The sequence below is a fragment of the candidate division KSB1 bacterium genome (genome assembly GCA_022562085.1).
GTDB lineage: Bacteria > Zhuqueibacterota > Zhuqueibacteria > Oceanimicrobiales > Oceanimicrobiaceae > Oceanimicrobium.
Window position 1 is genome coordinate 1 of sequence record JADFPY010000109.1, and the last position, 12,404, is coordinate 12,404.

The 12,404-nt window shown below is 44.9% G+C and carries 10 protein-coding genes; all 10 read left to right on the forward strand.

The features are described 5' to 3' along the window. On the forward strand, positions 1–309 hold a 309-nt coding region (locus IH879_10920; protein MCH7675449.1), incomplete at its 5' end, for a lactate utilization protein. Between the two features lie 90 nt (positions 310–399). Beyond that, positions 400–2,499 carry an LUD domain-containing protein gene (locus IH879_10925; protein MCH7675450.1) on the forward strand — a complete coding sequence of 700 codons (2,100 nt, stop codon included), beginning with the start codon at positions 400–402 and terminating at the stop codon, positions 2,497–2,499. A 101-nt stretch (positions 2,500–2,600) separates the two neighbouring features. After that, entirely contained in the window at positions 2,601–4,331 is a 1,731-nt protein-coding gene (locus IH879_10930; protein MCH7675451.1) for a tetratricopeptide repeat protein, read from the forward strand. Between the two features lie 139 nt (positions 4,332–4,470). After that, positions 4,471–5,316, forward strand: a complete 846-nt coding sequence (locus tag IH879_10935; protein ID MCH7675452.1) for a class I SAM-dependent methyltransferase — start codon at positions 4,471–4,473, stop codon at positions 5,314–5,316. 292 nt (positions 5,317–5,608) lie between these two features. Beyond that, positions 5,609–5,794 carry a hypothetical protein gene (locus IH879_10940; protein MCH7675453.1) on the forward strand — a complete coding sequence of 62 codons (186 nt, stop codon included), beginning with the start codon at positions 5,609–5,611 and terminating at the stop codon, positions 5,792–5,794. Next, positions 5,788–6,039 carry a hypothetical protein gene (locus tag IH879_10945; GenBank protein ID MCH7675454.1) on the forward strand — a complete coding sequence of 84 codons (252 nt, stop codon included), beginning with the start codon at positions 5,788–5,790 and terminating at the stop codon, positions 6,037–6,039. The genes IH879_10940 and IH879_10945 overlap by 7 nt, the downstream gene beginning before the upstream one ends. A 19-nt stretch (positions 6,040–6,058) precedes the next feature. After that, positions 6,059–6,982, forward strand: coding sequence for a hypothetical protein (locus IH879_10950; GenBank protein MCH7675455.1), 924 nt, complete (start codon positions 6,059–6,061; stop codon positions 6,980–6,982). Then, positions 6,975–7,973: a TRAP transporter substrate-binding protein DctP gene (gene dctP, locus IH879_10955; protein MCH7675456.1), complete on the forward strand. Its 999-nt coding sequence runs from the start codon at positions 6,975–6,977 to the stop codon at positions 7,971–7,973. Before IH879_10950 ends, dctP begins: the two co-directional genes overlap by 8 nt. A gap of 31 nt (positions 7,974–8,004) precedes the next feature. After that, the gene (locus IH879_10960) at positions 8,005–11,292 is read left to right on the forward strand and encodes an ATP-binding protein (protein ID MCH7675457.1); all 3,288 of its coding nucleotides are present in this window, start codon (positions 8,005–8,007) and stop codon (positions 11,290–11,292) included. Positions 11,293–11,375: 83 nt separating this feature from the next. Continuing rightward, positions 11,376–12,224 (forward strand): TRAP transporter TatT component family protein, encoded by an 849-nt coding sequence (locus IH879_10965; GenBank protein MCH7675458.1) that lies wholly within the window; start codon positions 11,376–11,378, stop codon positions 12,222–12,224. The last annotated feature ends 180 nt before the right edge of the window (positions 12,225–12,404 follow it).

Sequence of the window (12,404 nt, forward strand, 5' to 3'; positions counted from 1 at the left end):
GACGTTGGCATCAGCGCCGCCGAGTTTGCCATTGCTTCTATGGGCGCTCTGGTCGAAGTCACCACCGAGGACAGTTACCGGCTGGTCTCCTCGCTGCCGCGAGTGCATATTGCTTTCGTGAAAGTTTCACAAATTATCGGGCCTTTGGACGACGCTGCCCCGAGACTCCGCAACATTTACCATCGCCACAAAAGCAATTGTAACATCACATTTATTTCAGGGCCGAGCCGCACCGCGGATATTGAGATGAAATTGTTCTTAGGGGTACACGGGCCGCAGGAGTCGCATGTGATTGTTTGTGAGTGGTAAAATTTTATAGAACGACGGCGTCCCGCCGAGCGATCGGGGGCCCCGGCGGAAGGCCATCAGGAAATTCACAAAAACTTTTTTGTCAGACCCATGACCGAACTCGAGCAAAAAATTTCCCAAACCCTCCAAGACGATCGCCAACGAAATGCTCTCTTGAATGCGGTCAATCGCGGCCGGGATTCGAGAGCGAACGCCCTTGCTGAGATTCCCGGCGGAGATTCGTTTCGGGAAGAAGTCCAGGCAATCAAACAGCGCTGCATTAAAAACCTGCCGAAACTCCTGAAACAGTTCACCGAAAATGCCGAACAGCGGGGCGCGACAGTTTATTTTGCTAAAACAGGAGAAGATGCCTGCAATTATGTTCTGAATTTAGCAAAACAAAAGAATGCTAAACTCATCACCAAATCCAAATCTTTAACTACAGAAGAAATAGAACTAAACCACCCTCTGGAAGCTGCCGGCATCGAAGTGGTTGAAACCGATCTCGGTGAGCGGATTATTCAAATGGCAGGGGAGTTGCCGTATCATTTGGTCTTTCCGGCGGTTCACAAGACAATAGAGCAAGTAGCGCAGCTCTTCAGCGAGGCCACGGGTGAAAAAGTCAAAAGCAATTTAAAAGATATTATGGCGTTGATGCGCCGCTCTTTACGTCCGGATTTCTTAAACGCCGACATCGGAATTACCGGGGCGAATGTTGCCATTGCTGAAACAGGGTCGCTGTTAATCGAAACAAACGAGGGCAACGGCCGGCTGGTGAGCGCCATCCCGCCCGTGCATGTCTGTGTCATGGGCCTCGAGAAAATTGTCGAAACGATCGAGGAGGCTTTAAAAATGATCTTCGCACATCCGGTGAGCGCGACGGGCCAGCTCCTGACAACGTATGTTTCATTCTTCGCCGGACGCTCGCCTTTGGCCGGACAGGAAAACCGGGAATTCCATATCGTGATTCTGGACAACGGCAGAATGCAAATGCGCTCGGACAAATGGTTTGAAGAAGCGCTGCACTGCATTCGCTGCGGCGCATGCATGAATATCTGTCCGACTTACGGGGTTTTGGGCGGTCATGTTTTCGGGCATATTTATCCGGGCCCAATCGGCATTCCCTGGACTGCGCAGGTGCATGGCCTGGACCATGCGGCTAAGTTTAGCGACCTTTGCATTTCATGCGGATTGTGCAAAGAGATTTGTCCGGCCGACATCGATATGCCGATGATGATTTCAAGAGTTAAGAATCAAACGCTCGAAAATAATCCTCAGCCGCTGGCCAACAAAATGTTTATGGCCAGTGAAATATTAGCTAAGTTGGCTTGTGCAACTGCTCCAATCTCAAATTGGGTTTTGCGAAGTCCCATTGGCAAAGTGCTAAACGAGAAACTGTTAGGGATTGATAGGCAAAGAACCTTACCCAAATTTAAGCGCAGAACCTTTAAAAAACGCTTCAAACCAAGCAGTCAAAAAGAATCCGAAAGCAAAGGCAACGTCGCTTTCTTTGTGGATTATTTTGCAAACTACATTTCGCCGGAACTCGCTATTTCTGCAACCGACTTTTTAGAAAAAGCTCAAATCAAAATTGAGCTTCCACGCCAAAAGACCAGCGGTTACCCCTACATTTCTTATGGCGAATTGGAGAAAGCAAAAAAGACCGCAGAATTTAATGTCGCACAATTCCTTCCTTATATAAAGGAAGACTTTGCCCTGGTTACAATCGAACCAACTGCAGCGTATGCATTTAAACAGGTCTACCCCAAGCTATTGGATAATTCGGAAGATTCAATGTTGGTCGCCGAAAAAACTTTCGAGTTTTTTGAGTATCTCGCCAAATTGATAGAAGAAGGCAAATTACTTTTGCCGCCGCAAATCAAAGAGACCCGAGCCTTTGGCATTCATATTCCTTGTCACCAGCGGGCAGGAAGTTCCGGAAACCCGACATTGAAAATATTGCAATCTGTGGGCTTCAATGTTCAAATAGTTGAAACAGGCACCTGCTGCGGTATGGCCGGGACTTTCGGTTTGAAACAAGGGCCTTTGGGATATGACTTGTCGACTACAGTGGGCCAACCCCTTTTCGATCTTTTCAAAGAGGCCGAGGTCGACGCCATCATTACTGAAAGCAGCGTTTGCAAAATGCAGTTGGAAGACGGAACCGGACTTAAAGTGGTGCATCCGCTGGAACTAATTACAACAATCTGAAGTTTTTAAAAACGAGAAAAATTCATTTATTATTGACTTCGAAACGGATTTTTGTTACTTTTGAAGTTGAAGTGACGAATATTAAATTTTTAGGAGGAAATATGCGAAAGATTACAACCGGAGTAATTTTGATCTGTATGTTGGTCGGATCATCCCTTCTGTTTGCAGGCGGTGGCCCGAATGTAAGCGGCGCGAAGCTTTATATTAAACAGAATGATCTTGAGAAAGCAATAGGCGTGCTCATGAAGGAAATCGAAAATGTCAGTACTAAGAAAGGTTCTGGTAGTCTCAACGAGGATGCCTGGTATTTGCTGGGATATATCTATGCCCGACAGGGAGAGTATGAAAAGATGATGGCGGCCTTCGATAAGGCCGTGGAGTTAAAACCGAAATTCAAAGAGAAAGGCGTAAAAATCAGCAAAGACAGCGGCTCCGAATTTCACTCCCAATTCGGAACTGAAATGATTTTGAAAATTGTCTGGGGCAAGGTATTCAACGAAGGTGTTAAGTATTTTAATGATGCTTTGAATGCATCCGATGAATCTGTTTTGAAAGGCCATGATCTTAAATTAGGTATGTCAGCCAATGTTTTTCGTGAAATAATTGAATCTAATAAACACTGGGAAGCCATAAACGTCGAGGGCGGAAATATTTTACGAGGAGCAGCAGGCCTTGATGCTGAAAAAGATTTTAAAGTTATTAATGAGGCAGGAATCTTCGCCATTGCTGACAAAATAGATAATGCAGGAGATAAAATAAATTTAGAGGGATACTGGCCTTATTATGCTTACGTGAAAGATGGCTTAGTTCTTGATGTATTTTATATAAGAAGTAGTAGTGTCATAGAATCTGGCTTGGAATATTTACACATGCTCGTCGGCACACAGGAGGGATTGTTTGAACAAGCAGCGGAAACTTTTAAAGCAGCCGGAACCATCGCTCCTGATAGTGTTCTTGCTTTCCAGAATATGGCGTCAGCCTATATGAACATGAACAAATACGAAGAAAGTATTGAGCCCCTCAAAATGGCTTTAAAGCATAACCCCAACGATAATGCTCTTAAAACCATGCTCGCCCAGGTATATTCTACAATCGGCGAGGATAGTTTAGCCATGCCAATATTGGAGGAACTTTGGGCGGCGAGCGTTCATACTCCAGATGTGGCAGATTATCTTGCCAGAGGTTATATCAGGGCCGATGATATGGAAGCTGCGAAAAATGTTTATGAGAAGGCGGTAGAAGTTAGCCCGGACAATTTCAACTTTCGCTACAATTACGGCACCATTCTTCTCGAAAACAAGGAACACGATAAAGCGATTGAGCAGTTACTAAAGGCCGGCGAGATCGATCCGGAATCGGCAGATATTAATTACAACCTTGGTGCTGCCTATTTAAATAGAGGCGTGGCTACGCGGGAAGCTCTCCCGGAAGATTCCGAGGACAAATCATACATTGAAGACTTCAAACTGGCCCTTCCTTATTTAGAGAAATCAATTAAAACGAATCCCGATGATTCAATTACCTGGTTTACCTTGGGAAGAATTGCCGGCCAATTGAACAAAATTGCTCTGTCCGGCTATGCTTTTGCTAAAGGCGAACCAACTGAAAGCGCTCTGGATAACAAAGTAATTGTCGGTATGGGGAGCCCTTCTTTGAAAATGATTCTGGGCGAGCCGAATCAGATCAATTCCCTTGAATCCGAGCAGTTTGAAACTGTCAAAGAATGGGTTTATAAAACAAGGAGCGGTGCTAAAGGTAAAGTAGCAATCCCGGAACCAATAAGTGTGTATGTCGTCGGCGAACGAGTCGATGCATTGTTGATCATAAAATAAAGCCGCCATTTCAATTTTAGCACTTAAGAGAAGAGTCACTTCAGGCTCTTCTCTTTCTTTTTAGGGGAGAATGTGCTCAGGTGGCTTTCCATTTTTAAAAATTATCTGCAATTCTTCTAGCCTATTTTAATAAATTACTTTGGACTTCAATAATCAAGCTCAGAATCCAAACGAAAATTTTCGCGAGTTTTACGATTCGGTTGGCCGGCTTTACCCTGAAGAGAAATTGGTTTTTAAGACCCTGCGGGGGGTGATTCGCCGTCAGTTTATTCTTTCTCATCTTCAGAAATTCAAAGGCGTGCTGCTGGATTTAGGCTGCAACCGCGGCTACTATATTTCAGAATACCTGAATGGCAAGGCAATTGGCGTAGATATCTCCTACCCTGTTTTGCAAGAAGCAAAAAGCCGCCTTCCTGAGATAAGTTTTTTGCAAGGGGACGCTCAACAGCTTGCGTTTCTCAAGCCGAATTCAGTCGATGCGATTTTATGCTCAGAAATGATCGAGCATGTTCCAAATGCGCAAGGAGTCATTTCCGAGTGTTTTAGAATCTTAAAGCCCGGAGGTGATCTTTTGATTACAACGCCCAATTACAAGAAAGAAAAGCCTACCTGGATCAAAATCGGCGAGATGAAATCATACGGCGTGCGGGGCGTCAAAGATGACACGTATTTTCACACTGCATTTCGCCCGGAGGAATTAAAAGAAATGGCTGAATCTGCCGGATTTACAAACGTAGAAACCGGGACCTTTGAAAAAGAAGTCAAATACTCGACTCGAATTCCTGTGGTCCTTTATCACTTGTTGAATATGTTAAATACACATCTTGTCCATAGTGGTAAACTTGAGAGAGCCAATGAAACTATGCTGAACAAGAGCAGTTTGTTTATTTATAGATTTTGCAAAATTATTGGCTTAAATGGATTTTTTGTCAGCCTTGTGAAAGAGGGTGTGCGGTCTTATTTATTTGCGAGGAGGGCAGAATAAAGAATTGATTACCATTAACAATAGCCACGGATTTACACAGATTCGACACGGATAAATGCATTTAGAAAAAAACTAAACCATGACACGCCATTGGAATTGTAGAAATTGTAAGTTTTAATAAAATAAGGGTTGAGGTTAAGAGACGACAAGCGGTACAATAATTTTTTTTTCGTCTTTGATTAAAGGAGAGATTTTATCATGAATAGACTGGCAAAAAATGAGTATCGCGGCGATTTTGTTTCTATCGTTGTTTGCAAAAGGTTGTGTGCCGCCAGGAGCTAAATTGTCGCCAATGCAGAAGCGACAAATTACCACAAGGTTAATCGAAGGCTCATATGAAGATACCTACCGTGCAGCTTTAACGGTTTTTCAAGACCAGGATTATATAATACAAAATACCGATATGCAGGCAGGATTAATCGTTGCTTATGTTGACGGGCTTCAAGCGCGGCTACGGAAACTGCCGGATCCGTGCTAGGAGCTCTTTTTACAGCGAATTCGGGTACGACGACCACGGCCGGCACCGGGTTTGAGCTAAGTTGCATTGCCAGCAAAATCAGTGAAACGAGCACGGAAATGCGTTTGAGTACCCATGAAACGGCGTATGGCAAGTCGGGTTCTACTGTTAATCAAAAAACGAAGCAGATTTATAATTCCAAGATTTTTCAAAATTTCTTTAACCAGGTAATCATCGAAGTCAAAAGAAGGGAGGCGATGAGGTGACAACTATGGGAGTGGGTTTTTGACACTGACGCTCTTACTTCTGCCCTTGCAGATGATGCTTGTGCAAAACAGTCAATCATTCTCGCGGTCCATAGAGAGGGTCTCATCGCAAAAGCTTTTGCAGGCGATGCAATCACAATCCGGATACGATCCCACTGCAACCACCAATGTCGCGCGCTTTCAAGCTGAAGTTCTATTGAGTTTGGCCGGGAAGGCAGTAGAGAACGATCCGGCCCGGACTGTGCTGTTTATCGGCCATAAAGAATGGTTTGACGCTTACCTGGTATTTACAGGCTTAACCAAATCCACTGCACCGGTGTACGCGCGTCTTGCCTACGAGCATAAACAGGATCAACTCATCGATTTCAGCGCAGGCCGGGTGATTGACAGAATCGAGGAGGGCAAGGTGCCCCTCATGGCCATAAATGTCATCGTTGGCTGGCCTCACACTCCTGAATCGCCGTCAAAGTACTCATTCAATGACACACTCTCAACACCAAAGCTGAAGGTAACCAATCACAGGGAGATCACTTATCGGCTGCTGGATTTTGGCGACATGATCGTTTACGACGAGATCAAAGGGCTGAGTGGACGGCCAACATCGGGCCTCCTTGCAATGCTTTTTAAAATTATCGGTGAAGGGCGCGTCGTTCAGTCCAGAATCGCCATCACGCCCGATGGCTTACAAATCACCCGAGCCAGGGCGAAGAAAGGTTTCTTCGGCGTCAGTGCTACTGTAACGGTACAACCAAATGGAGTCACAAAGAAGGGGTTGCCGAAAGACCGCCCGGAGCTGCAAGCTTTTGAAACACTTCTTAAGCGACCTTTGAAAATAAAATATATTCCACTTCGGGCCAAAGTGCTGGCTGAGATGTGGGTAAAAGAATCTAACGGTAAGCTGAGCACACAGGTGCACTTTTATAAGGATCAGAATTATGAATAGATGGCAAAGCATCTTCGTGGTGCTGCCGATGATGTGGGCCACAGCCACCGCGCAGACAGTGGATAAAGAGATAATTAAATGGGGTACATTAGCGACAGAGGCCTCGGATTGGGGACAGGTTTTGAAACAAATGAATGCCGATTTGGTGAAGCAAAGCGGTGGCAAGCTTGTAATACGATTTTACTTTGGCCGCGATGAGCAGGATTTGGTTGCCTTATTGAAGAATAAGCAATGTGACGCTGTGTCTCTAACCACAGTCGGACTGGGGCATATTTTGCCCGCAATTGGTGTCTTCCAACAGCCCATGTTGTTCTCCAAATATGAGGAGTGGGACTATGTGAAGGATAATCTGACCGATGAATTTGCAAACCGATTTGATAAGGTGGGGTGCACATTCCTGGGTTGGGCAGATATAGGTTTTATTTACCTTTTTTCGAAAGAACCGATCAGAACCCAAACGGATCTGCAGAAATCCAAAGTCTGGGCCTGGACCTTGGACCCAATAGCACAGGCCTTTGCGTCTGCAGCAGGACGCGAACCGGTCTTGCTACCCATTGAAAGCGTTTTGACTGCTTTGCGGAATGATGAAATACAAACCGTTTATACCTCTCCGCTGGCATGCATCGTCTATCAATGGCAAACGCAAGTCAAATATTTGACTGACCTTCCACTTACTGTTGGAATAGGCGCGGCCATTATGGATAAAGGGCGGTTTGAGCGCTTAAGCAAAGAACACAGAGATCTTTTACAAAGACTTGCAAAAAAATACCACGAGCAACTCGTCAACAGAATTCGAGAAAGCAATGAGGAGTCGCTCCGAGTTTTGCAAGAACGGGGTCTGAAAATAATCGCTGTCCCGCAAATGGAAAAGAGGAAATGGCGGCAAGTCTTAGTGCGAGTGCAAAACCAGTTCATAGGGCAACTTTATGAGAAAGACTTACTGGATCAAATCAGAAATCTGGTAAAGCAGTACCGTAACAAAAATAATTAACCTGACCAAACTGAATTTTTTACCAACGACAATGACAAAAGCGTTTTTTATTGTTACAACATTCTTTCTAACCATTTGCCGGAGCCAGGTCGCAATTGCCCAGGAATGGACCGTTTATACCACCGCAGATGGACTGGTTGAGAATTCAATTTCAATGATACAGGAAGATACAAAAGGCTATCTCTGGTTTATGTCTGACTTTGATGGCGTCAGCAGATTCGGTGGCGTTCGTTTTCAAAATTTTGACAGTGCAAACGGGCTACCCAGTAATAATATCTATTACACATTCGCTGATCGGGAAGGCAATTTCTGGTTCGCAACTGACCGCGGTGTGAGCAGGCACGACGGCAAGCACTTTAAGAACCTGACTGTCGCTGATGGATTGGCAGGTAACTTCGTGACTTTCATATTGCAAGACCGCGAGAATCATTTATGGTTTGCAACAGACCAGGGTATCAGCGATTACGATGGAACGACATTTATTAACTATACAACTGTCGATGAAATTCAACTGAGCACTGTGACTTTCATGCTGGAAGATCGCCAAAATATTCTCTGGTTTGCCACGACAGATGGAATTTTTAAATATGATGGCAAAGCATTTCAAGTCGTGGCCAATCGCAATGATCTTCCGCCGGTGCATATTATTTTTGAAGACGGACAAGGGAATTTGTGGTTTGGAGCTGAGGATGGCGTTTATCAAAAACGGCGCAATGATTCGGCATTGGCAGGACCGCTCATCCCGACCGATGTTTCTTCTATCGTGGAAGATGCGCTGGGCAATCTGTGGTTTGCTTCGACTTCGCTTGGCGTCATCGAACATGAATTTGATACCAGCCGCTTTATTATGCCACGGGAATTGGCGGACAAAACCGTGTACTCGATGTTAGCAGACACACGAGGAGAGATGTGGTTCGGCACAGATGTGGGGATCACTGGATATAATGGCGAAGCTTTCGAGAATTTTACACAGATCAATGGTAAACAATTCAATTCTGTTCGATGCATCTGGCAGGATAGAGACGGCAATCTATGGTTTGGCACCGAAAACGGTTTGCTCAAGTACCGACTGAATAACCTGTGGCATTATACAGAAAACGACGGTCTCATAAACAATAGTGTGAAAGTGGTAATAGAAGGTACGGATGAAACACTGTGGCTCGGCACGGAAAAGGGTGTTAGTTATTATGACGGTGAAGCATTTCATGATTTTAAATTATTGGGTGAAGACCAAAGCGTTTTGTCTATGCTGCAAGATAGCAAAGGCACCTTATGGATTGGAACCACTGGAACGCTTTATAGGAATTCCAACCCCTTCAGAGAAAACAAGACATTGACTGCTGTTCGATCCATGATTGAAGAAGAGTCTGGGAATTTATGGTTTGCGACAGCGTCCGGAGTTGTTTTTTACGACGGCAGGCTCTTTCGTAGTTTTCCGGTCGAAAATAGCCGGGAAATGCTTCTTGACAGCAAAGGTCGTTTATGGATTGGGACCTGGGATTCCGGTATCTATAAATATGATCACGGCGACAGCCTGACGAACTATACGATGGCAGACGGTCTCGGCAGCAACCATGTCACCTGGATACTGGAGTCCCAAAATGGTGATTTATGGTTTGGATTGAGAAGTGGTATCTCGCCGTCCCCTGGCGCAAGAGTGGCTCGGGGCGGGTTGTGCCGTTTCGACGGCCACAGTTTTGAGAATTTTACCAGGGATGATGGACTCATTAGTGATGTAATAAACGTCGCGCTGGAAGATAATGAAGGATACTTATGGCTTGGAACTGATAATGGTGTGATGAAGTGTGAGAGCCTCATCGTCGACGATTCCTTAAGGGTCGAAACCATAACCAGAGCGAACGGCTTACTGAGCAATTATGTTGCTTCAATTTATTTGGACCGGTCCGGTAATTTTTGGTTTGGTACTGATAAAGGTGTCAGCAAGTTCGATGGAGAAAATTTCCAAAACATTTTATTGGAAGAGGATTTCGGTTTTGGATTTGTTAAAAACATATTCGAAGATAGTGATGGCGCAATATGGCTGACCAGTACAAACAGCGGCGTGATAAAATATACGCCACCGGCAAAGGAAGTCCATCCGCGGATCCTTATTACTCAAATTGAAGCAGATAAGATTTATAGTGACAACTTTGACTCCATTAGAGTTCCTTCCAACAGACGCGTCAGTTTTGAATATACAGCGATCAGCTTTAAAACCAATCCGGAGATAATGCGATTCCAATATATGTTGGAGGGACACGATTCCGGCTGGCGGCCCTCCACTTTTGAAAGGAGAGTCCATTATGAGGACTTGATAGCAAAGAATTACAAATTTAAGGTACGAGCAATCGATGAGGATTTACATTATTCGAGTCCGCCGGCATCCATTGACATCTCGGTTTTTCAGCCGTTCTATTTGACAACACTATTCATGGCGATAATGATCCTAACTGGAATCGTAACAATTGGTGGTACGGGCTATCTGATTGTACAGGTGAGAAGCCAACGAAGGATTGCTGCCAGCTTTCGCGAAAAACTCCAACTGCAAAAGGAGGCGGAGCGGGTACAGGCAGCCAAAATGGAATCCTTAAGCCAGCTGGTCGCCGGTGTGGCGCATGAAATCAATACGCCTATTGGCGCGATTACCGGAAACAATGATATTATCAGCCGCGCAGTTGCAAAAATCAAGGACCATCTCGGCGAGGAACGGAATTCGAAAAACCCCGAAAATGAACATCTGCTCAAAGCATTTGCAATTTTAGAAAACACAAACCAGGCAAGTATACTTGCTTCAGAGCGAATTGCAAAAATAGTTACCAATTTGAGGAGATTTGTGAGGCTCGATGAAGCTGAGCGCCAGACGGCCGATGTCCATGAAGGATTGAATAGTGCAACTGCTTTGCTGGAAGCCGAGCTCGGGGGACGCATCGTTTTCAAAAGAGAGTATGGCGACATCCCTAAAATTTATTGTTCGCCAACCAACTTAAACCAGGCTTTCATGGCCATTCTAAAGAACGCCGTCGATGCCATAAAGGATAACGGAGAAATCAAAATTAAAACCGCGGAACTTGACGAGAATCTTAGAATTGAAATCAGCGATGACGGAACAGGTATTCCTCAGGAAAATATCGCTAGAATTTTCGACCCTGGCTTTACAACAAAAGGTGTGAAAGTCGGTGTTGGACTTGGGTTATCGATATGCTACAAGATTATTGTAGATGAGCATCGGGGCCACATAGACGTTTCCAGCAAACCTGACAAAGGGACGACTTTTACCATTAATTTACCGATCCGTTTTGAAGCCAACAGTAAGGCTTAGGGAGACAAGATATGGGAGTTCGGTGCAAATTCACATTACTTTGTTTTCTGTGGGTATTTAGCATTGGCTGCAGCATGACCAAAATGGCGGCGAACCAAACGACGGCCATTATTATAAAAGCGGCACCCGCATTTGACCGGGAAAGTGATGTGGAGCTGGCAGAACAGGCCATCTTATCGAACCTGAAAATGCTTGAGGGGTTGCTCGAAATCATACCTGATAATCCCGATCTCTTACTCATCACGTCCAGCAGTTTTTCAAGCTATGCTTTTGGATTTGTAGAACAAAGAATAGAAATTGCTGACCATAATTACCAATATGAGGAAAAAGAAAAGTTGGTCGGCCGGGCTGTCGACTTCTACAACAGGGGAAAAAATTATGGCTTGCGATTATTATCCAAATCACAAAAAAAATTCCCACAGCTGCTTGAGGCAGATTTAAAAGACCTTTCATTGGCACTGCAGCAATTGCGCAAAAAAGAAGTCCCGGCTCTGTTCTGGACCGCTTACGCCTGGGGCAGCCTAATTCTTTTACAGCAAAATAGCCCCGCGCGCATAGCTGAGCTGCCCATAGTCGATATGATGATGCAGCGGGTACTGGAATTAGATGAAAATTATTTTTTTGGCGGCCCGCACCTGTTTTATGGTGGATATTTTGGCAGTCGCCCGAAGACACTTGGCGGCGACCCTGAGAAGGCCAGAGAACACATCTTGCGAGCCATTGAGATCACCAAGGGGAAATACCTTATGGCAAAATTCTTGTTTGCGAAATTCTATGCGGCTCCTGCTCAGAACAAAGACATTTTTAAAAGTACCTTGGAGGAGATTCTCGCCGCGCCCGATGATCTTTTCCCGGAGCAGAGGCTCGCCAACAACTTAGCCAAACAAAACGCCGCACGCTGGCTGAAACGCATAGATGAGATTTTTTTTTAACAAACAGGCATCCATGCTAACTAACTGATATCAATTATGGGGGCATTGGCAACGACTCATTTTTTTTGAGAATTAGTTCGAAGGAGGATTAAATGTCTGAAAAAGATTTCAAGTGGCCGACCCTTACGTACGTCTTTTCTGAGACTAAGGCACTTTTACCGCTAAAAGAGAAAATGCTCC